The organism is Kitasatospora kazusensis (assembly GCF_039529945.1).
Taxonomy (GTDB): Bacteria; Actinomycetota; Actinomycetes; order Streptomycetales; family Streptomycetaceae; genus Kitasatospora; species Kitasatospora kazusensis.
The window spans coordinates 37,382-61,821 of sequence record NZ_BAAANT010000001.1; the positions used below are offsets into that span (position 1 = coordinate 37,382).

Below are 24,440 nucleotides of genomic sequence, written 5' to 3' on the forward strand. Positions count from 1 at the left end.
CGTGAAAAAGCTCCTGCCCCCGGCTGTTCACCGGGGGCAGGAGCTGGTAGTGCGTCAGGCGGCCGATCGCGTCAGGTGACCGATCGCCAGGTGGTGCTTACTTCGTCAGGTCCGGACCGGTCGAGGCCACCGCCGCCGGAGTGTCCGCCACCGGCGACTTCTCCTCGCCGCGGAAGGTGAACTTGGCTTCCTTGCCCTCACCCTCCACGCCGACGACCACGATGTGGCCGGAGCGCAGCTCGCCGAAGAGGATCTTCTCCGACAGGTGGTCCTCGATCTCGCGCTGGATGGTGCGGCGCAGCGGACGGGCGCCGAGCAGCGGGTCGTAACCGCGCTTGGCGAGCAGCTTCTTGGCCTCGATGCTGAGCTCAAGGCCCATGTCGCGGTCCTTGAGGCGGCCGTCCACCTTGTCGATCATCAGGTCGACGATCTGGATGATGTCGTCCTCGGACAGCTGGTGGAAGACCACGATGTCGTCGACACGGTTCAGGAACTCGGGGCGGAAGTGCTGCTTGAGCTCCTCGCTGACCTTCGCCTTCATCCGCTCGTACCCGGTGGCGGCGTCACCCGTGGCCGCGAAGCCCAGGTTGAAGCCCTTGGAGATGTCCCGGGTGCCGAGGTTGGTCGTCATGATGATGACGGTGTTCTTGAAGTCGACCACCCGGCCCTGGGAGTCGGTCAGGCGACCGTCCTCCAGGATCTGCAGCAGCGAGTTGAAGATGTCCGGGTGGGCCTTCTCGACCTCGTCGAAGAGGACGACCGAGAACGGCTTGCGGCGCACCTTCTCGGTGAGCTGGCCGCCCTCCTCGTACCCGACGTAGCCGGGGGGCGAGCCGAAGAGCCGCGAGACGGTGTGCTTCTCGCTGAACTCCGACATGTCGAGGGAGATCAGGGCGTCCTCGTCACCGAAGAGGAACTGGGCGAGCGTCTTGGAGAGCTCGGTCTTACCGACGCCGGACGGGCCGGCGAAGATGAACGAGCCGCCGGGACGCTTCGGGTCCTTGAGGCCCGCACGGGTGCGCCGGATGGCCTTGGAGAGCGCCTTGATGGCGTCCGTCTGGCCGATGACGCGCTTGTGCAGCTCGTCCTCCATGCGCAGGAGCCGGCTGGACTCCTCCTCGGTGAGCTTGAAGACCGGGATGCCGGTGGCCGTCGCCAGCACCTCGGCGATCAGCTCCTCGTCCACCTCGGCGACGACGTCCATGTCGCCGGCCTTCCACTCCTTCTCCCGCTTGCCCTTGGCAGTCAGGAGCTGCTTCTCGTCGTCGCGCAGGGACGCGGCCTTCTCGAAGTCCTGCGCGTCGATCGCGCTCTCCTTCTCGCGGCGGACGTCGGCGATCTTCTCGTCGAACTCGCGCAGGTCCGGCGGCGCGGTCATCCGGCGGATGCGCATCCGGGAGCCGGCCTCGTCGATCAGGTCGATCGCCTTGTCCGGCAGGAAGCGGTCCGAGATGTACCGGTCGGCCAGGGTGGCCGCGGCGACCAGGGCGGCGTCGGTGATGGACACCCGGTGGTGCGCCTCGTAGCGGTCCCGCAGGCCCTTGAGGATCTCGATGGTGTGCGGCAGCGACGGCTCCGCGACCTGGATCGGCTGGAAGCGGCGCTCCAGCGCGGCGTCCTTCTCCAGGTGCTTGCGGTACTCGTCCAGCGTGGTGGCACCGATGGTCTGCAGCTCGCCACGGGCCAGCATCGGCTTCAGGATCGAAGCCGCGTCGATCGCGCCCTCGGCGGCGCCCGCGCCGACCAGGGTGTGCAGCTCGTCGATGAACAGGATGATGTCGCCGCGGGTGCGGATCTCCTTGAGCACCTTCTTCAGGCGCTCCTCGAAGTCACCGCGGTAGCGGGAACCGGCGACCAGGGCGCCCAGGTCGAGGGTGTAGAGCTGCTTGTCCTTCAGCGTCTCCGGGACCTCGCCCTTGACGATCGCCTGGGCCAGGCCCTCGACGACCGCGGTCTTGCCGACGCCGGGCTCACCGATCAGCACCGGGTTGTTCTTGGTGCGGCGGGACAGCACCTGCATGACCCGCTCGATCTCCTTCTCGCGCCCGATCACCGGGTCGAGCTTGGCCTCGCGGGCGGCCTGGGTCAGGTTGCGGCCGAACTGGTCGAGGACCAGCGAGGTCGACGGGGTGCCCTCGGCGGGGCCGCCGGCCGTGGCCGACTCCTTGCCGCCGCCCTGGTAACCGGAGAGCAGCTGGATGACCTGCTGGCGCACCCGGTTCAGGTCGGCGCCCAGCTTCACCAGGACCTGGGCGGCGACGCCCTCGCCCTCGCGGATCAGGCCGAGCAGGATGTGCTCGGTGCCGATGTAGTTGTGGCCCAGCTGGAGGGCTTCGCGGAGCGACAGCTCCAGGACCTTCTTCGCCCGCGGGGTGAAGGGGATGTGGCCGGACGGGGCCTGCTGGCCCTGACCGATGATCTCCTCGACCTGCTGACGAACAGCCTCGAGCGAAATCCCGAGGCTCTCCAGGGCCTTAGCGGCGACACCTTCACCCTCGTGGATCAGACCCAGGAGGATGTGCTCGGTGCCGATGTAGTTGTGGTTGAGCATCCGGGCTTCTTCCTGAGCCAGGACGACAACCCGCCGCGCGCGGTCGGTGAACCTCTCGAACATCGTTTATCGCTCCTCAGAGCGGTCGGGCAGTTCGGGGACTGTCCCCGCCCTGTCCTTCCGCATGCTAGTCCCGCTCAGCGGCGCGGCTCAGGATCACTCCCACTCGCGTGGGAGAAACTGCTGCGCGACCAGCCGACACCATTCCCAACCTGATGCTGGGAGACGGTGTTCCCACAGCTGGGCCCGATGCACCCGATACCGCTACGCCATCGGCGAACAAGCCCCGCCGAGGATCGGGCAACTGGTCCCGCAGTTCTTCGTCGGGCAGTGTCCATGACCCTGCCCACCTGCATTCATACCCGGTATCACGGTGAGATTCGCGTACTTTCCGCAGCGGCCGTGTTCGCCTGGCGAGAAGTCCGCCGGCTGACCGCCCGTCGGAACGGCCCGGCTGACGGCGGGTCAGCCCGGCCCCGGGAGGGTCCGCCGCAGGTCGACGGGGTACGCCGGTGCGGCCGAACAGGTGGAGCCGCGTTACCGCTCCACACCTACAGCGTTGCACAGCCCATGACCGCCGCGCCGCCCCCGCCGGACCTCCGGCCGGCCGTCGGCGCCGCGCCCGCTCCGGCCGCGCGGGCTCCGGGAGGAGCTCCGCTGGCCGCCCTGCTCGGCTCCGACCGGGTCGAGGTGCCCGGACCGGCCGGGGCGGCCGCACTCGGCCGGCTGGACCGGTTGCGGCGGCCGTACGGGCCGGTGATCGGCCACGGCGCGGTGACGGCGTTCCTGCTCGCCCCCGGGGCCGCCGAGACCGTGCCGGATCTGCTGCACTGGCTCGGCTGGGGCGCCGAACTGGGCCTCGGCCTGACCGCCCGGGCCGCCTGGACGGAACCGGCCGCCCGGACCGGCCCGGCCGCACCGGGCCCGGCCGTCCTGCTGCCACGGGCGCGGGGCGCGGAGGAGGAACCTCCGCGCCCCGAATGGTGTCCCGCTGCCGTCCCGGCGGTCTGGCTGCGGCAGGGGGAGCCCGGCCCGGGTCTGGACCTGTGCTCACCCGACCTGCTGCGGCTGCTCGACTGCCTGGCGGACGCCTGCGCCCGCGACCTCATGGGCCTGGCGCCGGCCGACTGAGAGCGCCCGCCCGGCCCGATCGGGCCCGACGCGACGCGACCCCCCTGCGAACCGGCCGGATCGGCCGGACCCGCCGGTCTCGTCCCATTCGTCGTTCGTCGTTCGTCATTCGTCCGGGATCCGGGATCCGGGTGGATGACGGAGTCAGGCGACGTTGGCCCGCTCGTACGCCTCGCGCACGGTGCTCGGGACGCGGCCCCGGTCGTTGACCTCCAGGCCGTTCTCCTTGGCCCAGGAGCGGATCTTCGCGGTGTCCGCCGCGCCGACCGCGGTACGGCCCGCGCTGCGACCGGCGCTGGTGCGGCGGGCGCTGGTGAGCCGGCCGCTCTGCTTGCGACCCTTGTCGACGTACGGAGTGAGCAGGTTGCGCAGCTTCTCCGCGTTCGTGCTCGTCAGGTCGATCTCGTAGGCAACGCCGTCGAGAGCGAACGTCACCGTCTCGTCCGCCGAACCGCCGTCGAGATCGTCTTCAAGAATGACCTGCACCCTCTGTGCCACGGGCTTCCCTTTCCGCCTAAACGATCCAATGCCTTAGGGAAAGGAAAGCGTCTTTCTCCGGAAAACACAAACCCCTGGTGACTCGGGGCCGGACAAGGCCCCCTTCAGCGGGCCGGTTCAGAGGTGCAGCAGCATCCGCGAGTTGCCCAGCGTGTTGGGCTTCACCCGCTCCAGGTCGAGGAACTCCGCGACGCCTTCATCGTACGACCGCAGAAGTTCCTCATAGACATCCGTAGCGATCGCTGCCGGATCTGTCGTACCATCGTCCGTTTCGTGGAGCTCGCCGATCTCGACGAAACCGTGTTTCGCGAAGAACGACACCTCGAACGTCAGGCAGAAAATCCGACGTACGCCCAGCCAGCGTGCGGTCTGCAGCAGCTTCTCCAGTACCAGGTGCCCGAGGCCGAGCCCCTTGCAGGACGGATCGACCGCGAGGGTGCGCACCTCGGCCAGGTCCTCCCACATCACGTGCAGTGCGCCGCAGGCGACCACCAGGCCGTTGTCGTCGCGTTCGGCGACCCAGAACTCCTGTACGGATTCGAACAACGTCACGGTGGGCTTGTCGAGCAGAATGCCGTTGCGCGAGTACCCGTCGATGAGCCGCCGCACCGCTCGTACGTCCGTGGTCCGCGCCCGGCGGATGGTGACCTCCATGGCGGGGACGTTATCGCGTCGGCGGGCCCGGGGTCTCCTCGGTATCGGGGTCCGCATCCGGGACGACACGCAGTGCGTCGCGCAGTGCCTCGCGCTGCTCGGGGGACATCATGCCGAAGAAGTGCACCAGGGCCGCGGCCGGATTGTCGCTGGTGCCCCACGCGTCGTTCATCAGCGCGGCGGTGTACGCCTCGCGCGAGGAGACGGCTTCATATCGGTACGCCCGGCCGACCTGGTCGCGCCGTAGCCAGCCCTTTCTGAAGAGCTTGTCCAGCACCGTCATCACGGTGGTGTAGGCGATATCGCGTTCCGACCGGAGATCGAGCAGAACCTCGCGAACGGTGACCGGGCGGTTCCACTGCCAGACCCTGGTCATGACGTCGTTCTCTAGTTCTCCGAGTTGCCGCACCATAGTCGGGCCAGGATAGGGAATGATTCGGACAAAATTTGCTAACACGGAGCAAACCGGCGCGCCGCCACCCCCGGAGAGGGATGGCGGCGCGCCGGACGTGCGGAGATCAGCGGTGTCGCGAGGGTGCTATTCGGCCACGGGGGCCGTGGCGCCGACCCGGGCCATCGCCTCGGCCGCGGCGTCCTCCTTGCCCTTCTGGGCACCGCCCTGGCTGCGGATGATGGCCCGCACCAGGAATCCGAAGCCGATCGCCATCACCAGCGGGGGCACGATCGCACTGACATACGCCATCAGGTCACTCCTTCTCGTCGGTGGAGCCGTCATCGGTGGAGCCGCCGTCCTTGGCGGCGCCCTCGCCCGCGGCGGTGCTGTCCGCGGCGGTGCGCTTCTGCTCCGGCTTCACGATCGGGAAGAGCACCGTCTCGCGGATGTTCTTGCCGGTCAGCAGCATGATCAGGCGGTCCACGCCGAGGCCGAGACCACCGGTGGGCGGCATCGCGTACTCAAGGGCCCGCAGGAAGTCCTCGTCCACCTGCATCGCCTCGACGTCGCCGCCGGCCGCGAGCAGGGACTGCGCGGTCAGCCGGGCGCGCTGCTCGACCGGGTCGACCAGCTCGGAGTAGGCCGTGCCGATCTCCGTACCGAAGATCATCAGGTCCCACTTCTCGGCCACGCCCGGGTCGGTCCGGTGCTCGCGGGTGAGCGGGGAGACCTCGGTCGGGTAGTCCCTGATGAAGGTCGGCCGGATCGCGTTCTCCTCCAGCAGGCGCTCGACCATCTCCAGCACGATCTGCCCGTGGCCCCACTTCGCCTCGTACGGCACACCGGCCTCGTCGGCGAGCTTGCGCAGCTCCTCGACCGAGGTCTCCGGGGTGACCTGCACGCCGAGACGCTCGGAGATCCCGCCGTAGACGGTGATCTCCTCCCACGGCTCGGCGAGGTCGATCTCGTGCTCGACGCCGTGCGGGTCGAGGCCCCGGATGACGGTGGTGCCCAGCGCGTCGCGGGCCGCGTTGACGATCGTCGCGCGGATCAGCTCGGCCTGGGTGTCGTAGTCGCCGTACGCCTCGTACGACTCCAGCGAGGTGAACTCCGGGTTGTGGGTGGAGTCCGCGCCCTCGTTGCGGAAGTTCCGGTTGATCTCGAAGACCTTCTCCGCGCCGCCGACCACCAGCCGCTTGAGGTACAGCTCGGGGGCGATCCGCATGAACAGGTCGATGCCGTACGCGTTGATGTGGGTCTTGAACGGGCGGGCGTTGGCGCCGCCGTGCACCGGCTGCAGCATCGGGGTCTCGACCTCGATGTAGCCGCGCTCCTCGTAGGTGCGGCGGATCGAGCGGACCACCTTGCTGCGCAGGTACATCATGTCCCGCGCCTCGGGGTTCACGATCAGGTCGACGTACCGCTGGCGGACCCGGGCCTCCGGGTCGGTCAGGCCCTTGTGCTTGTCCGGCAGCGGGCGCAGGCACTTGGCGGTGAGCTCCCAGCGGTCCACCATGACGCTCAGCTCGCCGCGACGGGAGGTGATCACCTCGCCCTCGACGCCGACCTGGTCGCCGAGGTCGATGTCGGCCTTCCAGGCGGCGAGGCGCTCGTCGCCCAGCTTGTCCAGGGAGAACATCACCTGGAGGTCGCCGGAGCCGTCCCGCAGCGTGGCGAAGCACAGCTTGCCGCCGGTACGGGCCAGCACGACGCGGCCGGTCACGCCGACGCGCTCGCCGGTCGCCACGTCGGGCTCCAGGTCGGGGTGCTTGGCCCGCAGGTCGGCGATGGTGGTGGTCCGGGGGAATCCGACCGGGTACGGGTCGACCCCGGCCGCCCGGAGCCGGTCCAGCTTCTCGCGCCGGACGCGCATCTGCTCGGGGAGGTCGTCGGTCGCGGGGACGCTGTTCTGATCGCTCACCCCCCCAGGGTAGCCACCAGCCGGGGGTGCCCCGCCACGGGTATATCCGGTGAGGGCGCCACCGGGTCGCGCACCGGGTGCGGCGGCTGCGCTTTTCCCACGCCCGCGGCACTTTCCCCGGTTGGGGCGACGGCCGCTGCGGGGCGGGACCGGTCTGCGGCTTAGACAGCTCTTTGCCAAGAAATGACCCGGGGGGAGGCGGGTGGAACCGCCTCCCCCCGGCCTGTCGGCCCGTCAGCCGGTGCCGGTGGCGAGCTCGACCTCCTCGGGCGCGGGCTGCGGCTGAGGGCGGCGGCCGAAGAGCTCGGCCGGGGTGGGCATCCGGTGCGGCTGGGTGCGGCCGGCGGGGGTCGGAGCCTTGGGGGTGGTGGTGCCGGCGGAGTTGCTCATCGGGATCCGTCCTCCAACTGGGGTAGGGGTACTGCTGGTGAATGCCGAGGGGAAGGGTTCGGAGGCCGGGCTCGGCACGGCGGTGAGGTGGCGCGGTCCGGCGCCCAGGGCGAGCCGCTCGCGGATGTCCGCCTCGGCCAGCGCGTGGCAGCGGCCGGCCAGCCGGGAGCGGCGGTGGCGCTCGGTGGTGCCGCAGGGCAGCCGGGCCAGTGCCCGCAAGGCGGCGAGATCCTCGGCGGAGGGCAGGTAGCCGTCGGAGACGGCCTCCTCCAGGCGTTCCAGGTAGCCGGCGGCACTGCCGGGCAGCGCGGTCCGGTAGCGGGCCAGGTCGGCGAGCAGGAACGTGCGGAGCCTGCCGCCTTCGTGCACCGCCTCGTCCACGGCTTCGGCGAGGCGCAGCGACTCCTGGACGTCCTCGGTCCACAGGTCGCGGAGGGTGGCCGGGTCCGGCGAGTGGACGGGGTACAGCGCTTGGGCGAGGGCACGGCGCAGCACGCGGACTTCGTCGGCGCTGAAGGCCATGCCGCCGCGCGATCCGTGTGGCGTAGGCATGGCTCGACACTACGTGGGGGGCGTCCGATTTATGACGATTGGCGGCGCGTTTGTACCGATTGGCCGATCGTGCGTTGATCCGATCGGATCGGAACCCTTGCAGACGGGAACCCGAGGGAGCGGGGGGAACTGTGCGACCAGGGCTCTACGGAGGTGCATGGTCGTGCGCGCAGTTCCCCGCGCCCCTGGGGGGGGGGTTGCTCCGGGTGCGTACGAGGCTCAGGTGGTCGGCTTGTTGCGTTCGAAGACGAGGCGGAGGCCGATCAGGGTGAGCCACGGCTCGTGGACGTCGATGACGGTGGCCTCGCCGAGGACGAGGGTGGCGAGGCCGCCGGTGGCGATGACCTGGACGTCCTCGGGGTCCTTGGCGAGTTCCTTGGCCATCCGGGTCACCAGGCCGTCGACCTGGCCGGCGAAGCCGTAGAGGATGCCGGACTGCATGCCCTCGACGGTGTTCTTGCCGATCACGTTGCGCGGGCGGGCCAGCTCGATCTTGCGGAGCTGGGCGCCCCGGGCGCCGAGCGCCTCGACCGAGATCTCGATGCCGGGGGCGATCGCGCCGCCCACGTAGTCGCCGCGCTCGTTGATCGCGTCGAAGGTGGTCGCGGTGCCGAAGTCGACCACGATGCACGGGCCGCCGTAGAGGTGGTTGGCGGCGAGCGCGTTGACGATCCGGTCGGCGCCGACCTCCTTGGGGTTGTCCATCAGGACGTGCACCCCGGTCTTCACCCCCGGCTCCACGATCACCGCGGGGACGTCGCCGTAGTAACGGCGCGTCACCTCGCGGAGCTCGTGCAGGACGGCCGGCACCGAGGAGCAGATCGCCAGCCCGGCGATCTGGTCCTCGGCGGAGACGATCGGGTGAGAGCCCATCAGCCCCTGCATCAGCACCGCCAGCTCGTCCGCCGTGCGGCGCGGGTCGGTGGAGATCCGCCAGTGTTCGACGATCTCCTCACCGTCGAACAGGCCTAGCGTGGTCTGGGTGTTGCCGACGTCGATGGTGAGGAGCATGGGCTGCTTTCCGGAGGGGGTGGGGGATCAGGCGCGCAGGTCCAGGCCGATGTCCAGGATCGGCGAGGAGTGTGTCAGAGCCCCGACGGCGAGGTAGTCGACACCAGTCTCGGCGACCTCGCGGGCGGTGGCCAGGGTCAGGCCGCCGGAAGCTTCCAGCTTGGCCTTGCCCGCCACCAGTGCGACGGCCTCCTTCAGCTGGGCCACGGTGAAGTTGTCCAGCAGGATCAGGTCCGCGCCGGCCTCCAGGACGGGCGCGATCTGCTCGACGGTGTCGACCTCGACCTCGACCTCGAGGTCCGGGTAGGCGGCGCGGACGGCGCGGAACGCCTCCGCGACGCCGCCCGCCGCGACCACGTGGTTGTCCTTGACCAGGGCCGCGTCCGAGAGCGACATCCGGTGGTTGGCCCCGCCGCCCGCGCGGACCGCGAACTTCTCCAGCGCGCGCAGGCCGGGCGTGGTCTTGCGGGTGTCCCGGACGACCGCGCCGGTGCCCTCCAGGGCGTCCGCCCACTGACGGGTGGCGGTGGCGATGCCGGAGAGGCGGCAGAGCAGGTTGAGCGCGCTGCGCTCGGCGGTCAGCAGGTCGCGGGTGCGGCTGCGCACGGAGAGCAGCACCTGCCCGGCCTCGACCCGGTCGCCGTCCTCGACGTGCCGCTCGACCTCGAACTCCTCCTCGCAGATCAGCGAGACCACGGCCTCGGCGACCCGCAGACCCGCGACCACGCCCGCCTCACGGGCGGTGAAGTCGGCGGTGGCGACGGCGTCGGCCGGCACGGTGGCGACCGAGGTGACGTCCTCGCCGCCCGCCAGGTCCTCGGCCAGCGCCAGGGTGGCGATGTCCTCGACCTCGACCGGGTCGAGACCGGCGGCCTCCAGCATCTCGGCCAGCGCCGGGTCGAGCCCGGTCTCGTACGCCTCGGCGTCCCCGCAGGCGCAGCCGTCGCCGCAGCCGTCCTGGTCGGCCATCGGAAGGTCCTCGTGGGAGTGGGTCGTCATGGTGCTAGTGCTCCTCGGGGGTGCTGACGGGGGCGCCGGTGGCGACGGAGAGAGTGGTGATCAGGTGGCGCTGCCAGTGCGCGTCGTCCCGCTCGGGGAAGTCCTCGCGCCAGTGGCAGCCCCGGGTCTCGCGCCGCTGGGCGGCGGCGGCGACCAGGGCGGTGGCGACCAGGTGGAGGTTGGCGGCCTCCCAGGTCTCCACCCGGGGGTCGGCGGGCTTCTCCTCGGCGGCGTGGGCGTGCGCCTCCTCGGCGAGCAGGGCGAGCCCGGCGGCGGTGGCGGCCATGTTGTCGGCCGAGCGCAGCACGCCCGCGCCGCGCGACATCAGCCGCTGGATCTCGGCCCGGGCCTCGGGCGCCGGCAGCGGGACGCTGCGGGCCGCACGGGCCCCGGCGACGTCCACCGCGCGTTCGGGGAGGTCGCCCGAGCGGTGCCGGTCCGCCAGGTCGGCGGCGATCCGCTCGGCGAAGACCAGGCCCTCCAGCAGGGAGTTGGAGGCGAGCCGGTTGGCGCCGTGCACGCCGGTGCAGGCGACCTCGCCGCAGGCGTACAGGCCCGGGACGGTGGTGCGGCCGCGCAGGTCGGTCCGGACGCCGCCGGAGGCGTGGTGCGCGGCGGGGGAGACCGGGATCAGCTGGGTGACCGGGTCGATGCCGTGCGAACGGCAGGAGGCGAGGATGGTGGGGAAGCGCTCCGCCCACATCTCGGCGCCGAAGTGCCGCCCGTCCAGGTACATGTGCTCGGTGCCCTTGAGCTGCATCTGCCGGGTGATCGCCTTGGCGACGATGTCGCGCGGCGCCAGCTCGTTCAGCTCGTGCTGCCCGACCATGAAGCGGGTCTCGTCGGCGTCCACCAGGTAGGCGCCCTCGCCCCGGACCGCCTCGGAGACCAGCGGCTGCTGGCCCTCGGCCTCCGGGCCGAGCCACAGCACGGTCGGGTGGAACTGGACGAACTCCAGGTCGGTCACCTCGGCCCCGGCGCGCAGCGCGAGCGCGACGCCGTCGCCGGTGGAGACCGCCGGGTTGGTGGTGGCGGAGAAGACCTGGCCCATCCCGCCGGTGGCGAGCACGACGGCCTTGGCGCGGATCGCGCCGACTCCGTCACGTTGGCCCTCGCCCATCACGTGCAGGGTGAGTCCGGCGGCGTGGCCGTCGGCGTCGGTGAGCAGGTCGAGCACGAGCGCGTGCTCGATCAGTTCGAGGCCCGGGTCGGACCGGACGGCCGAGACCAGGGCGCGGGATATCTCGGCGCCGGTGGCGTCGCCGCCCGCGTGCGCGATCCGGCGGCGGTGGTGGCCGCCCTCGCGGGTGAGCAGGATCTCGCCGTCGGCGCCCTTGTCGAAGGCCGCGCCGATGGCGATCAGACGCCGGACGGCGTCCGGGCCCTCGGTCACCAGGACCCGGACGGCCTCCTCGTCGCAGACCCCGGCACCCGCGACCAGCGTGTCGTCCAGGTGCTGCTCGGGGGTGTCACCCTCGCCCAGGGCGGCGGCGATGCCGCCCTGGGCCCACCGGGTGGACCCGTCGTCGAGCATCGCCTTGGTGACCACCACGGCCCGTAGACCGGCTTTGCGGACGTTGAGCGCGACGGTGAGACCGGCGACGCCGGATCCGACCACCACCACGTCCGTGGTGGTGGTCCAGCCGGGGGCGGGGGCGGTCAGGCGGTGTGAGACGGGCATGGTGTTCTCAGTGGCTCCTTCAGCGCGCGGCGGTGGTCGTGGCCGCGGTGGTGTCGCCACCGTACGCCTGGTCGCCCCGGAGCAGCCCGCTGCCGTCCTGGGCCTCGGCGGCGTCCGAGCCGTAGCCGGTGATCCGGTTCCGCTCGTCCACGAAGACCACCTTGGGCTGGTAGCCCTTGGCCTCGGCGGTCTCCATCTGCCCGTAGGCGATCAGGATCACCAGGTCGCCCGGGTGGACCAGCCGGGCGGCGGCGCCGTTGATGCCGATCACGCCGGTGCCGCGCGGCCCGGCGATGGTGTAGGTCTCCAGCCGGGCGCCGTTGTTGATGTCGACGATGTGGACCAGCTCGCCGGGGAGCAGGTCGGCGGCGTCCAGCAGGTCCTCGTCCACCGTCACCGAGCCGACGTAGTGCAGGTCGGCCTGGGTGACGGTGGCGCGGTGGATCTTGGACTTGAGCATGGTGCGGAGCATGGGGTCACGCCTCCAGAGATGAGTGCATGCCGTACTTCGGCGGGTGCGGTCTAGCGGGTCGGGCGGTCCGGTGGCCGGACGCGTCCGGCGGTCCTAGCGGACGATCAGGTGGACGTTGTCGATCAGGCGGGTGGCGCCCACCTTCGCGGCCACGGCCAGCACGGCCTCGCCCTGGAAGTCGTCGGCGGCTTCGGTGAAGTCCTCCGGGTCGATCAGGGCGAGGTAGTCGAGGGCGATGCCGTCGGCGTCGGCGAGCACGGCCGAGGCCGCCTTGCGGACCGCCTCGGGGCCCTGGGCCGCGACGTCGCGGCCCGCCAGCAGGGCACGGGAGAGGGCGAGCGCCTGCTCGCGCTCGGTCTCGGAGAGGAAGCGGTTGCGGGAGGAGAGCGCCAGACCGTCCTCCTCGCGGACGGTCGGCACGCCGATCACCTCGACGTCGAAGTCCAGGTCGGCGACCATCCGCTGGACGATCGCCAGCTGCTGGGCGTCCTTCTCGCCGAAGAAGGCGAAGTCCGGGTCGGTGATGTGCAGCAGCTTGGCGACCACCGTCAGCATGCCGTCGAAGTGCCCGGGGCGGGTGGCGCCCTCGTAGCGCTCGCCCATCGAGCCCGCCGCGATCCGGACCTGCGGGGTGCCGTTGGGGTAGACCTCCTCGGGCAGCGGCGCGAACACCACGTCCGCGCCGTTCTCCTCGGCGAGCCGGACGTCGGCGGCCAGTGTGCGCGGGTAGCGGTCCAGGTCCTCGCCCTCGCCGAACTGCAGCGGGTTCACGAACACCGTCACGGCCACCCGGCCGTCGTGCCCGACCTGCTTGCGGGCGGCGCGGATCAGCGCGGCGTGGCCCTCGTGCAGTGCGCCCATGGTCATCACGACCGCGTTGTCCACCGGCTGCTCGTCCGGCCAGAAGGCGGGCTCGAAGTCGGCGATCGTGTGGGTCAGGACCGCCTTGCGGACCTTCGGGGCCTTGGAGGGCTGCTTGCCACGTGCCATCAGTGCTTCTCCTCGTTGAGTACGTCCAGCAGAGCCGCCGCCGACTCTTCCTTCAGCGATCCGGTCCGGACCGCGCGCTGCGCGGTGGCCCGGGCCATCGCGCGGTAGGCCTGCCCGATGTCCGGGGACACCGTACTGAGCTGCTCCAGGTGCCGCAGCACCGTCCCCGTGTCGCCGCGGGCGACCGGGCCGGTGAGGGCGGCGTCGCCGGAGCGCAGGCTGTTGTCCAGGGCGGCGCCGAGCAGCGGGCCGAGCAGCCGGCCGGGCTCCGCGACACCCGCCGTGCGCAGCAGTTCCAGCGCCTGCGCCACCAGGGTGACCAGGTGGTTCGCGCCGTGCGCGAGCGCCGTGTGGTAGAGCGGGCGGACCTCCTCGGGCACCCACTCCGGCTCGCCGCCCATCTCGACGACCAGCGCCTCGGCGACCGGCCGCAGCTCCGGCGGCGCGGTCACGCCGAACGGGCAGCCGGCCAGCCGGGCCAGGTCGACGGAGGTGCCGGTGAAGGTCATGGCGGGGTGCAGGGCCAGCGGCAGCGCGCCGGCCCGGGCCGCGGGCTCCAGGACGGAGCAGCCCTGCGCGCCGGAGGTGTGGACGAGGATCTGGCCCGGGCGGACGGCGCCGGTCGCGGCCAGTCCGGCGACCAGCTCGGCCAGCGCGTCGTCGGGCACGGTCAGCAGCACCAGGTCGGCGGCGGCCAGCACCTGCGGCGGGCTGACCAGCCGCACCCCCGGCAGCAGCGCCTCGGCCCGGCGCCGCGAGGCGGTGGACACCCCGGAGGCCGCCACCACCCGGTGGCCCGCCAGTTGCAGCGCGGCCCCCAGCGCGGGGCCGACCCGCCCGGCGCCGACCACCCCGACGGCCAGCCGGGCCGGACGGTTGCCGGGGTCGGACGGGTCGCCGAAGGGATCGGCGAATGCGTGGTCGGACGTGCTCACGGTTCGGCTCTCGTCCTTAGCTTCCGTTCCGGTCCTCCGCGGGTACCAGACGTACCGGGCCATTCTACGGTCGGCCGGAACCTGTGGGACGGCCCCGCCCACAGGCGTGCGCGGGGCCGGGGCCGGACCCGGACGGTCAGTCGGAGGCGCCCGCCCGGACCAGGCCGGCCTCGTAGGCGAGGACGACGGCCTGGACGCGGTCGCGGAGGCCGAGTTTGGCGAGGATGCGGCCGACGTGGGTCTTCACGGTGGCCTCGGAGAGGACCAGCTTGGCGGCGATCTCGCTGTTGGAGAGGCCCTGGGCGACCAGCAGGAAAACCTCGCGCTCACGGTCCGTCAGCGGGCTCAGGACGGTCGAGCCGGGGGTGGACTGCTGCGTGGGGAGGACCTCGGCGAAGCGGTCGATCATGCGGCGGGTGGTGGTCGGGGCGACCACCGCGTCGCCCGCGTGGACGGACCGGATCGCGGCGACCAGCTCGGGCGGCGGGACGTCCTTGAGCAGGAAGCCGCTGGCCCCGGCCTTGAGCGCGGCGAAGGCGTACTCGTCCAGGTCGAAGGTGGTGAGGATCAGGACGTGCGGGGCGTCCGGCCGCGGCGTGCCGTCCTCGGCCAGGCAGATCCGGCGGGTGGCCTGGACGCCGTCCAGCCTGGGCATCCGGACGTCCATCAGGATCACGTCCACCTCGGTCTGCTCCAGCACGGCGAGCGCCTGCTGGCCGTCGCCCGCCTCGGCGGCGATCTCGATGTCGCCCTGCGACTGGAGGACCATCCGGAAGCCCGTGCGGAGCAGTTCCTGGTCGTCGACGAGCATCACCCGGATGGTCACAGAGGCTTCCTTCGCTCTCATCGGCCGGTCGGTCCGGCCCACTTGCTCACTTGGCTGTCTTGAGGGGCATGATCGCGCGGATCCGGAAGCCGCCCCCGGGCCTGGGGCCGACGGTCAGACTGCCGCTGACCATCCCGACCCGCTCCCGCATGCCGATCAGACCATGCCCGAGTCCGTCGGTTCCGCCGGTGGTGAGCTGTTCGTCCGTGGTGCCCCGGCCGTCGTCCTCGATCAGGACCTCCAGCTCGCGCTCGCGGAAGTCCACCGCGACGTTGGCGCGGACGTCGGGCCCGCCGTGCTTGCGGACGTTGGTCAGCGCCTCCTGGACGATCCGGTACACCGTCAGCTCCACCCCGCGCGGCAGCTCCCGGGCCTCGCCGGAGGTGCGGTAGGACACCGGCAGCCCGGCGGTGCGGACCTGATCCAGCAGTTCGGGCAGCTCCTCGACCCCGGGCTGCGGCACGTACTCCTCGGCGGAGTCGGCCGTCCGCAGGACGCCGAGCAGCCGGCGCATCTCGACCAGCGCCTGCCGCCCGGTGGAGGCGATGATGGACAGCGCCTCCTTGGCCTGCTGCGGCGAGTTGTCCAGCACGTACGCGGCGCCGTCCGCCTGCACGATCATCACCGAGACGTTGTGCGCGACCACGTCGTGCAGCTCGCGGGCGATCCGGGCCCGCTCGGCGGCGACGGCCACCTTGGCCTGGGCGTCGCGCTCGCGCTCCAGCCGGGCCGCGCGGTCCTCCAGCTCGATCAGGTAGGCCCGGCGGACCCGGGTCAGCCGCCCCCAGGCCCAGCACAGCACGAACGGGGTGGACAGCAGGACGGAGTAGAACACCGCGTGCTGCCAGCTGTTCCCCGGGCCGGACCCGCTGCCCGGGTAGAACCGCAGGACCGTCAGCGGGCCCGCCACCAGCCCGGCGCCGAGCGCCAGCCGGGAGATCCAGGCCGAGCCGAAGGCGGCACCCGTGTACGCGAACACCAGGTACCCGATGCTCGACGCACCCGGGGTGACGTGCAGGGCGATCTCGGCCAGGCCGAGCCCGACGGCGACGGCGCTGGTGACGTCCGGATTGCGCCGGCGGAAGACCATCAGCAGGGTCATCAGGCCGACGACGGCCCATTCGAGGTCCGGCCCCCCGCCGACGGACTGGACGGCGGAGAGCGCGCTCAGGGAGAAGACCAGCAGCGCCCAGGCGGAGTCGACCACCATGGGGTGACGGCGGAGCCAGGCGTTGAGTCGATGCACCTCTCAAGCCTAGGCAGCCGTGGAAGCCGTCCAGGTCCACCGGGAGGGCGATCCGTCCTACTCCGCAGGGTGGAGACCGACCCTTCCCCGGTAACGTCCGTCACATGAGCTGGCAGCGGTGGCGTCCCGCCATGGAACAGGCCCTGTACGCCGACGGCGGCGGCTTCTACCGCAAGCCGGAGGGCCCGGCCGGGCACTTCCGGACCTCCGTGCACGCGTCGCCGCTGTACTCGGGGGCGGTCGCCCGCCTCCTCGGGGAGGTCGACGAGGCCCTCGGCCGGCCCGCCGAGCTGGCCCTGGTCGATCTCGGCGCCGGGCGCGGCGAGCTGCTGGCGGGCGTGCTGCGCGCCGTGGGGCCGGAACTGGCCGGACGGCTGCGCCCGTACGCGGTCGAGCTGGCGGACCGGCCGGACGGCCTGCCCGCCGCCGTGCGGTGGACGGACCGGATGCCGCAGGGGGTCTCGGGCCTGCTGTTCGCCAACGAGTGGCTGGACAACGTGCCGCTGGACGTCGCCGAGGTGGACGAGGACGGGGTGCTCCGCTACGTCGAGGTCGCCGCGGACGGCGAGGAGCGGCCGGGCGAGCCGGTGTCCGGGGCCGACGCCGAGTGGGCCGCCCGGTGGTGGCCGGCCGGCGAACCGGGTGCGCGGGTCGAGCTGGGCGCCCCCCGGGACGCCGCCTGGGCGGCGGCCGTCGGCGGGCTCGACCGCGGGCTGGCGGTGGCGGTGGACTACGCGCACGCCCGGCCCGACCGCCCGCTGTTCGGCTCGCTGACCGGCTTCCGGGCCGGGCGCGAGGTGCGGCCCGTCCCTGACGGGACCTGCGACGTGACCGCGCACGTGGCCCTCGACGCGGTGGCCGTGCCCGCTCTGCACAGTCTGTGGACAACGCAGCGCGAGGCCCTGCGCGCGCTCGGCGTGAGCGGCGCACGCCCCCCGCTCGCACTGGCCTCCAGCGACCCGGCGGCGTACCTGCGCGCGCTCGGCGGCGCCGGCGAGGCCGCCGAGCTGACCGAGCCGTCCGGGCTCGGCGGTTTCGGGTGGCTGGCGCAGACCGTCCGGATGTCGGTACCGCAGGCCCTGCAAGGGGTGCCGGGATGGCAGACTCTGACCCCATGAGGGAGACCACGGTCGGCATCGGCGCGGGTGCAGAGAACTTCCAGGGAGAGCTGGGCACCACCGACATGGTGCTCAACATCGGCCCGCAGCACCCGTCCACCCACGGCGTGCTGCGGCTGAAGCTGGTGCTGGACGGCGAGCGGATCGTCGCCGCCGAGCCGGTGATCGGCTACATGCACCGGGGCGCGGAGAAGCTCTTCGAGGCCCGGGACTACCGGCAGATCATCATGCTGGCGAACCGGCACGACTGGCTGTCGGCCTTCTCCAACGAGCTGGGCGTGGTGCTCGCGGTCGAGCGGATGCTCGGCATGGAGGTGCCCGAGCGCGCGGTCTGGATCCGCACCATGCTCGCCGAGCTGAACCGGGTGCTCAACCACCTGATGTTCCTCGGCTCGTACCCGCTGGAGCTGGGCGGGATCACCCCGGTCTTCCACGCCTTCCACGGCCGCGAGGAGCTCCAGCACGTGCTGGAGGAGGCCTCCGGCGGCCGGATGCACTACATGTTCAACCGGGTCGGCGGCCTCAAGGAGGACATCCCGGCGGGGTGGCTCGGCCGGGTGCGGGCCGCCGTCGCGACCGTCCGGGCGCAGCTGCCGGTCTTCGAGGACCTGGTCCTCGGCAACGAGATCTTCCGGGGCCGGACCGCCGGGGTCGGCGTGCTCTCCCGGGAGCAGGTGCACGCGTACGGCGTCAGCGGCCCGATCGCCCGCGCCAGCGGCGTCGACTTCGACCTGCGGCGGGACGAGCCGTACCTCGCGTACGGCGAGCTGCAGGACGTCCTCACCGTGGTGACCCGCGAGGAGGGCGACTGCCTGGCCCGGTTCGAGTGCCTGATCGAGCAGACCGCCAACTCGCTGGACCTCGCCGACGCGTGCCTCGACCGCCTGGCCGGGCTGCCGCAGGGCCCGGTCAACCTGCGGCTGCCGAAGGTGCTCAAGGCCCCCGAGGGCACCACGTACGCCTGGACCGAGAACCCGCTCGGGATCAACGGGTACTACCTGGTCTCGCGCGGCGAGAAGACGCCCTGGCGGCTCAAGCTGCGGTCGGCCTCCTACAACAACATCCAGGCCCTCACCGAACTGCTGCCCGGGACGCTGATCGCGGACATGGTGGCGATCCTCGGCTCGATGTTCTTCGTCGTCGGCGACATCGACAAGTAACGGCGAACCCACAGGGGCGCGGGGAACTGCGCGACCAGGGCACGACGAAGGTGCACGGTTGATCGCGCAGTTCCCCGCGCCCCTTGAGGTTCGCCCTTACTGTCGGGAGCCCTAACTCTTGGGATCCGCCGGGTGCGGAGCGAGGTTCCGGTCTGCGCCGGAGGCGATCCGCTGCTCGCAGAGGCCAGCGAGGACGGCGTAGCCCTCCGGCCCCATCAGTTCGGTGAGCTCCGGGCGGTAGCTGACGTAGACCGGGTCGGGGCCGTTGTGGGCCTCGGGGCTGCCGGTGCACCACCAGTGCAGGTCGTGGCCGCCCGGCCCCCAGCCGCGGCGGTCGTACTCGCCGATGGTGACCTGGAGGTAGCGGGTGTCGTCCGGGCGGTCGATCCAGTCGTACGTGCGGCGGACCGGCAGCTGCCAGCAGACGTCCGGCTTGGTCTCCAGCGGCTCCTTGCCCTCCTTGAGGGCCAGGGTGTGCAGGGCGCAGCCCTCGCCGCCGGCGAAGCCGGGGCGGTTGAGGAAGATGCACGCGCCGTCGACCCGGCGGGTCTGGCGGTCGCCGTCCTCGTCGAACATCGTGATGCCGCCGTCGATCCTGATCCGGCCCTTGGCGTCGGTGCCGTGCTCGAAGAGCTGCCAGTTCTCCGGCGTGAGGCGGGCCGCGTGCCCGGCCACCCGCTGCTCGTCGTCCTCGTCGGAGTAGTGCGCACCGAGGGTGCAGCAGCCGTCCGACTCGCCCCGGCCGGGACGGATGCCGTGGCAGCCCTTGCCGAAGATGCAGCTCCACCGGGAGGTCAGCCAGGTCAGGTCGCAGCGGAAGACCTGCTCCTCGTCGGTGGGGTCGGCGAACTCCACCCAGGCGCGGGCGAAGTCGAGCGGGACCTCGTACATCTTGGGCATCGCGAGGTCGATGGTCGTGCCGGTGCTCTTGGGGGCCTTGGGCGCCTTCGTGCCCTTGGGGCCCTTGTCGCTCTTGGGGGTTTTGGGGCTTTTGGTCTTCTTGGGGGTCTCTGCTGCCACCTGGCAAGGGTAGGGCCTCCGAACGGCCGGGCGGCCGCTCCCGGCCTGGCAGGTCGTGAAGTTGGCGTGAGAAACCCACACAGGGCCTGCGGGGGGCCGGGATCCGGGGCCTAGGATGGCGGCCGCCGGGTGCGTACCGCGTGGTCGGTGGCCGTACGAGACGGGGGAGTGTGCGCGATGGCTACGAGTACGGGTGGCGGATTCACGCTCAAGCCGGGGGTGATCCACGGTGAGGGGCGGGAGTTCGAGAGCATCTCGAACGACTTCGCGCGGGCCGCGCAGACGCTGGAGCAGGGGCTGTCCGGGCTCGGGACGCCCTGGGGCGCGGACAAGCCGGGCTCCGGCTTCGGCAGCGCGTACGGCGAGGCCCAGCCCGAGCTGCTGGGCGGGCTGAACGCCCTCGCCGACAAGCTGGGCGGGATCGGCACCGGCCTGCACACCATGGCCGACCAGGCGAGCGGTACCGAGGACGAGGTCGCGGCCGGCTTCTCCTCGGGCGGAACCGGTGGAGGTCCGGCGGCGGTCTGAACGAACGAGGGGGCCTCATCGACCCGCGCCGTACCTGCGGCGCGGTGCAGTGCGTTCGATCCCGCAGAACCCGAAGGGGGGACCACGTGTCCCGGAATTTGCCCGAGGAACTGGTCCCGGTGCTGGCGAAGCTCGGCCATCCGTGGCCGCAGGCCGACGAGGACGGGCTGCGCCGAGCCGCCGGTCTCTGGCGCGACTTCGGCGGCGCGGCCGAGGAGCTGGGCAAGCGCGGCTCGGACTCCGCGCAGCGGGTGACCGGGGAGAACTCCGGCGGCTCGGTGGACGCCTTCGCCGACCACTGGCGCGCCTACTCCGGCGGCGGCCGGGGGTACCTGGACGACGCGCAGGGCGCGGCCGACCTGGTCGCCAAGGCCTTCGACGGCGCCGCCACCGCCACCGACCACTGCAAGGCCGAGATCATCTCGGTGCTCACCGAGGTGGCCGAAGCGCTCAAGACGGCCCAGGCCGTCGAGGACAAGGCGAAGAGCGCGCTGGGCGGCGGCGTCCTGGGCAGCATCGCCAAGGTGGTCACCACCGCGGTGGTCGGCGGCGGCGAGCTGATCGGGCTGGAAGCGGCGAAGCTGCGGGTCGGTGCGCTGCTGGACGAGCTCGGGCACGAGATGGAGCAGGCGCTCCGGACGGCGCTCAAGGAGCCGGCCATCACGGCCCTGGAGCGGATGGCGCCGGCCGGCGCCCAGGGCAAGTCGGCCCGGTCCGACCTGCGTGACCTGAGCGGGAGCGGGCAGCTGACCGGAGCGCTGGGCGGCGCCGCCGCGGGCGGAGCCGCCGTCGCGGGGGTGCGGATGGTCTCCGCCAAGCTCGGTCCGGACGGCCGGGTGCTGACGGACGCCTCGGGCAACCCCGTCCTGGTCGACCAGAACGGAAAGACCGTCACCGGGGTGGACGGGGTCACCATCGAGCGGGACCAGCACGGGCGGCCGATCATCGGCCCCGACGGCTCGGTCTCGGTGGTCGGCGCGGACGGCATGCCCGTGGTCGGCCTGGCGCTCGACGCGAGCGGCAAGCCGCTCACCGACGCCACCGGCCAGCCCGTCCTGGTCGGTGCCGACGGCACGGTCGGCGGCAGTGACGTGATGCTGGCCCTCGGCCCGGACGGCAAGCCCGTCACCGACGCCCACGGCCGTCCGGAGCTGATGGGCCAGGACGGCCGGCCCGTGCCGCAGCCGGACCCGCCCGTCCGGCTCGGTCCGGACGGCAAGCCGCTGCCCGTCCTCACCACGCTCAACTCGGTCGACCACAGCCTGCTCGATCCCAGCACCCTCGATGCCGGCGCTCCCGGGGCCGGCCCGCTCGGCTCCTCGCCGTCGACCCTGGACCCGGCCGGGCCGCAGGGCCCGCTCGGCCTGCGGCCGTTCGGCGGCGGGTCGGGGATCCTCACGGCGCCGGGGAGCAACACGCCCCTCGGTGCGGGCCTCGGTACGTCGTCGTCCGGTTCGTTCGGTGGCGGCCAGTCCTACCAGCCGCCGCAGCCCGTGGGCGGCGGCTTCCACCGGGTGCCGGAACCTGTCCAGTCCTCCGGGTCGTTCGGCGGCGGCTACGACAGCGGCCCGGTGACGGACCCGACCGGCCCGGTGCCGCTCGGCCCGGTCTCGGTCCGGACGGACTCCGTCGTGGTCGCGCCGCCGTCCGCACCTGTCTCCGCCGACCCGGTCGGCTGGGGCGGCTCCGGGGGCCCGAGCGGTCCCGGCGACGCCGGTGACGGCGGCGGCCTCGGACGGACCCTCGACTCGCCGGTCTCCGGCGTTCAGCTCGGCGGTGTGCAGGTCGGCGGCGCCCCGGCGCAGGCCGCCCCGGTCGGGCCGGTGCCGGTGCCGGGCGGTGTCCCCGGTGGCGGCCCGGTGGCCGGGAGCGGCCCGGTCGGCGGCCCGGTCGGCGCCCCGACGGGTGGTCCGGCCGGTGGCGGCGCGGCCGGCCCGGTCGTTCCCGGCGGTCCGGCCGGCCCGGTCGGTGCGGCCGGACAGTCCGCCCCGCAGCCGGGTGCCCCCGGCCTGCCGGGCGCGCCCGGGGTGGCCGGGCAGGTCGGTGTGGTCGGCGGGCCCGGTGCCGGGATCCCCGTCCAGGACGCCAGGCCGGTCGGCACCCCGCGTACGCCCGCCGCCGGCCCGGCCGGCGCGGTGCCGTTCCGGTCGTACGCCGACACCGGCCCCGGACTCCAGCGGCGTCCGGACCTGCCCGGCTACGGCGAGGGCCAGGCCCCCGCCTGGACGGCTCCGGTCCAGCCCGGGCAGGTCGCGGCCGCGTACCTGGTCGCGCAGTCGTACCGGAGCCCCGGGCCGGTGCCGCAGGCCGAACGGGTACTCGTCCGGACCGGCGCGGACAGCCGGCCGTACGGCCACCCCGGCGGACTGGGCCCGGTCGACCCGGCGCACCAGGGCGAGCTGGAGAGCCGCCTGCCGCGCAGGCAGGACCACGGCTTCCTCCGGCACCCCGACCCGTACCTGGGCGACTGGCCCGAGGCGCTGAACGGCGGCGGCCACCGCGAGCCCGGACGGTCCAACAACTGCCTCGACATCGCACTCTCCGGCCTGGACACCTACGCCGGACGCCCCGTCTGCTCGGCCCCCAGGCTGCCCGACGGCCCGGCCGGCGAGCGCGGCGGACGGGACCGCGCCGAGCGCGAACTCGGCACCCGCTTCAGCGACCTGGGGTCGGGGGACGGCGCGCTCGGGCTGCTGGCCCAGGTGCTGCTGCAGGCCGGCCCCGGCGCGCAGGCGGTGCTGCTCACGCTGGACGAGTACGGCCGCTCGCACACCTGGAACGCCGTCGTGCACGGAACGGACGTGACCTTCCTCGACCACCAGGCGGGCCGCCGCTCCGGTGCCCCGCTGCACAGCGCGGACCACGGGCTGTGGGCCATCGCGGTGGACGCCGAGTCCCGCCCGCTCGACCTGACGGACGTCCAGCCGTCCGTGCCGGTCACGGTCCCGGTTGAGCCGGAGCCCGAGCCGGAGCCGGAGACCGCCCCGGCGGACCAGGCCCCGGCGCCGCCGCGCTCCCGTCTCACCATCCACCGGGCCCCCGCGGCCGACAGCACCAGGAGCAAGCGCCGATGACCACCCGCGACCAGGCGATCGACGCCGCCCACCGCTGGATCAACGGCGATCTGCCGCAGGAGAGTTCACGGGCCGTCCGGTCGCACGAGTTCGACCTCGGCTGGGTGCTCTGGCCGGAGCCGGCGCCCGTCCAGGTGGACCCGCTGACCGGCGGCCGGCGCGCGCCGGAGGAGATCGGCGCGGCCTGCGCGGTGGTCGACCGGGTGACTGGTGAGCTGACCGTCTGGCCCTCCTACCCCGTCGCCGAGATCGTCCGGCTCTACCGGGACAAGCTCGGCGCCGGCAGCTACGACCCGGCCCTGCCGCCCGCCACCGGCCCGGGCCTGCGCGCGGAACTGACCTACCGTGACGGGCCCGGCGAGGAGCAGACGCTGGTCGTGCGCTCGGCCACCGGCCGGCCGCACCCCGTGCTGCGGGCCTGGCGGCAGCTCCAGCAGCAGGGCGTCCGGCCGGAGGACCTGCTCGCCGTCCACACCGACCTGCGGCTCGGCATGCTGCCGGGCGGCTATGCGCGGGAGAGCGTCGGCAACGAGCTCCCGGCCACCCGGATCACCCACGAGATCCTCTACGGACCGCACTTCGACCAGCGCGCGGCGGCGGTGCGGGCGCTCCCCCAGGAGGGTGGCGCGGCTGCGGCCAGGCCCAACCGGGTCCCCTTCCCGGTCGCGGTGCCGCCCGCCCAGCCCGAGGCCGAGCAGGCACTCGCCGCGCGGCTGGCGGCGCAGTTCGGCCCGGAGGGCGTACGCCGCTTCGACCCCGCCGACACCCAGGCCGCCGACCTGCCCGAGGCGGTGGCCCGGCCGCTGCTCCAGGTCGGCCTGCCCGTCCGGGTCGAGGGGTTCTTCACCCTGTACCACCCGGTCTCCGACGGCGTCCTGGACGGCAGCAGAACCGCCACCCCACTGCCGGACGTGGTCTCCCGCCTGGCCGAGTTCGACGCCCCCTGGCAGGCCACCGCGCAGGCCCGGCAGCAGCTGCTGGGCCAGTACGTGATCGGCGGGGACGGCTGGGCGCTGCTCACCGTCGACGCCGCCCGGGGCCGGGTCCGCGCGATCGACCCGCACGACGCCACCGCCCGCTACTGCAACGCCGACCTGACCGCCTTCACCCGCTGTCTCGCCCTCTTCGCCGACCGCCTCCCGCGCCTGCGGGACCTCCACCCGTACGCGGCCGGCCCGGCCGTGGCCGAACTCCAGTGGGCCCTGGCCGGGCTGGACCGTACGGTCTTCGGCGACCCGGAGAACTGGTGGGCCGTGATCGTCGAGCAGCTCTGGCACGGGCTCCTCTAG

22 protein-coding genes are annotated in these 24,440 nt (G+C 72.8%); 6 read left to right on the top strand and 16 right to left on the bottom strand.

Annotation, left to right across the window (positions count from 1 at the left end):
* Positions 1 to 97: 97 nt before the first annotated feature.
* Complete coding sequence (locus ABD330_RS00165) at positions 98 to 2,614, bottom strand: ATP-dependent Clp protease ATP-binding subunit (protein WP_344459361.1); 2,517 nt, start codon at positions 2,612 to 2,614, stop codon at positions 98 to 100.
* 507 nt (positions 2,615 to 3,121) lie between these two features.
* Here ABD330_RS00165 and ABD330_RS00170 point away from each other — a divergent pair.
* On the top strand, positions 3,122 to 3,682 hold the full coding sequence (locus ABD330_RS00170) for a hypothetical protein (RefSeq protein WP_344459363.1): 561 nt from the start codon (positions 3,122 to 3,124) through the stop codon (positions 3,680 to 3,682).
* A 144-nt stretch (positions 3,683 to 3,826) separates the two neighbouring features.
* Here ABD330_RS00170 and ABD330_RS00175 read toward each other — a convergent pair whose 3' ends face one another.
* The 14 genes from ABD330_RS00175 to ABD330_RS00240 form a co-directional block, all read right to left on the bottom strand.
* On the bottom strand, positions 3,827 to 4,180 hold the full coding sequence (locus ABD330_RS00175) for a histone-like nucleoid-structuring protein Lsr2 (protein ID WP_344459365.1): 354 nt from the start codon (positions 4,178 to 4,180) through the stop codon (positions 3,827 to 3,829).
* Between the two features lie 117 nt (positions 4,181 to 4,297).
* Positions 4,298 to 4,834 (bottom strand): amino-acid N-acetyltransferase, encoded by a 537-nt coding sequence (locus ABD330_RS00180; protein ID WP_344459366.1) that lies wholly within the window; start codon positions 4,832 to 4,834, stop codon positions 4,298 to 4,300.
* Positions 4,835 to 4,844: 10 nt separating this feature from the next.
* On the bottom strand, positions 4,845 to 5,246 hold the full coding sequence (locus tag ABD330_RS00185) for a BlaI/MecI/CopY family transcriptional regulator (protein ID WP_344459367.1): 402 nt from the start codon (positions 5,244 to 5,246) through the stop codon (positions 4,845 to 4,847).
* 126 nt (positions 5,247 to 5,372) lie between these two features.
* A complete protein-coding gene (locus ABD330_RS00190) occupies positions 5,373 to 5,537 on the bottom strand; it encodes a hypothetical protein (RefSeq protein WP_344459368.1) in 165 nt (54 codons plus the stop codon).
* A gap of 4 nt (positions 5,538 to 5,541) precedes the next feature.
* Positions 5,542 to 7,149: a bifunctional lysylphosphatidylglycerol synthetase/lysine--tRNA ligase LysX gene (gene lysX, locus ABD330_RS00195; RefSeq protein ID WP_344459369.1), complete on the bottom strand. Its 1,608-nt coding sequence runs from the start codon at positions 7,147 to 7,149 to the stop codon at positions 5,542 to 5,544.
* A 234-nt stretch (positions 7,150 to 7,383) separates the two neighbouring features.
* Positions 7,384 to 8,091 carry a hypothetical protein gene (locus ABD330_RS00200; protein WP_344459370.1) on the bottom strand — a complete coding sequence of 236 codons (708 nt, stop codon included), beginning with the start codon at positions 8,089 to 8,091 and terminating at the stop codon, positions 7,384 to 7,386.
* Positions 8,092 to 8,310: 219 nt separating this feature from the next.
* A complete protein-coding gene (locus tag ABD330_RS00205; protein ID WP_344459372.1) occupies positions 8,311 to 9,102 on the bottom strand; it encodes a type III pantothenate kinase in 792 nt (263 codons plus the stop codon).
* Positions 9,103 to 9,129: 27 nt separating this feature from the next.
* On the bottom strand, positions 9,130 to 10,101 hold the full coding sequence (nadC, locus tag ABD330_RS00210; RefSeq protein WP_344459373.1) for a carboxylating nicotinate-nucleotide diphosphorylase: 972 nt from the start codon (positions 10,099 to 10,101) through the stop codon (positions 9,130 to 9,132).
* A 4-nt stretch (positions 10,102 to 10,105) separates the two neighbouring features.
* Positions 10,106 to 11,782, bottom strand: coding sequence for an L-aspartate oxidase (locus ABD330_RS00215; RefSeq protein ID WP_344459375.1), 1,677 nt, complete (start codon positions 11,780 to 11,782; stop codon positions 10,106 to 10,108).
* Positions 11,783 to 11,801: 19 nt separating this feature from the next.
* On the bottom strand, positions 11,802 to 12,254 hold the full coding sequence (gene panD / locus ABD330_RS00220) for an aspartate 1-decarboxylase (RefSeq protein ID WP_344459377.1): 453 nt from the start codon (positions 12,252 to 12,254) through the stop codon (positions 11,802 to 11,804).
* A 93-nt stretch (positions 12,255 to 12,347) separates the two neighbouring features.
* Positions 12,348 to 13,244: a pantoate--beta-alanine ligase gene (gene panC / locus ABD330_RS00225; RefSeq protein ID WP_344459379.1), complete on the bottom strand. Its 897-nt coding sequence runs from the start codon at positions 13,242 to 13,244 to the stop codon at positions 12,348 to 12,350.
* Positions 13,244 to 14,179 (bottom strand): Rossmann-like and DUF2520 domain-containing protein, encoded by a 936-nt coding sequence (locus ABD330_RS00230; protein WP_344459381.1) that lies wholly within the window; start codon positions 14,177 to 14,179, stop codon positions 13,244 to 13,246. The genes panC and ABD330_RS00230 overlap by 1 nt, the downstream gene beginning before the upstream one ends.
* Before the next feature lie 136 nt (positions 14,180 to 14,315).
* A complete protein-coding gene (locus tag ABD330_RS00235; protein WP_344459383.1) occupies positions 14,316 to 15,005 on the bottom strand; it encodes a response regulator in 690 nt (229 codons plus the stop codon).
* 46 nt (positions 15,006 to 15,051) lie between these two features.
* Positions 15,052 to 16,251, bottom strand: coding sequence for a sensor histidine kinase (locus tag ABD330_RS00240; protein ID WP_344459385.1), 1,200 nt, complete (start codon positions 16,249 to 16,251; stop codon positions 15,052 to 15,054).
* Positions 16,252 to 16,355: 104 nt separating this feature from the next.
* Between ABD330_RS00240 and ABD330_RS00245 the strand changes: the two genes are divergently transcribed.
* Positions 16,356 to 17,369 (top strand): SAM-dependent methyltransferase, encoded by a 1,014-nt coding sequence (locus ABD330_RS00245; RefSeq protein WP_344459387.1) that lies wholly within the window; start codon positions 16,356 to 16,358, stop codon positions 17,367 to 17,369.
* Entirely contained in the window at positions 17,366 to 18,529 is a 1,164-nt protein-coding gene (locus tag ABD330_RS00250) for an NADH-quinone oxidoreductase subunit D (protein ID WP_344459389.1), read from the top strand. The genes ABD330_RS00245 and ABD330_RS00250 overlap by 4 nt, the downstream gene beginning before the upstream one ends.
* Before the next feature lie 111 nt (positions 18,530 to 18,640).
* Here ABD330_RS00250 and ABD330_RS00255 read toward each other — a convergent pair whose 3' ends face one another.
* A complete protein-coding gene (locus ABD330_RS00255) occupies positions 18,641 to 19,549 on the bottom strand; it encodes a DUF3109 family protein (protein WP_344459391.1) in 909 nt (302 codons plus the stop codon).
* 177 nt (positions 19,550 to 19,726) lie between these two features.
* Between ABD330_RS00255 and ABD330_RS00260 the strand changes: the two genes are divergently transcribed.
* The 3 genes from ABD330_RS00260 (at position 19,727) to ABD330_RS00270 (ending at position 24,440) form a co-directional block, all read left to right on the top strand.
* Positions 19,727 to 20,077 (top strand): WXG100 family type VII secretion target, encoded by a 351-nt coding sequence (locus tag ABD330_RS00260; RefSeq protein WP_344459393.1) that lies wholly within the window; start codon positions 19,727 to 19,729, stop codon positions 20,075 to 20,077.
* A gap of 86 nt (positions 20,078 to 20,163) precedes the next feature.
* Positions 20,164 to 23,151 carry a toxin glutamine deamidase domain-containing protein gene (locus tag ABD330_RS00265; protein WP_344459395.1) on the top strand — a complete coding sequence of 996 codons (2,988 nt, stop codon included), beginning with the start codon at positions 20,164 to 20,166 and terminating at the stop codon, positions 23,149 to 23,151.
* Entirely contained in the window at positions 23,148 to 24,440 is a 1,293-nt protein-coding gene (locus tag ABD330_RS00270) for an SUKH-4 family immunity protein (protein WP_344459397.1), read from the top strand. Before ABD330_RS00265 ends, ABD330_RS00270 begins: the two co-directional genes overlap by 4 nt.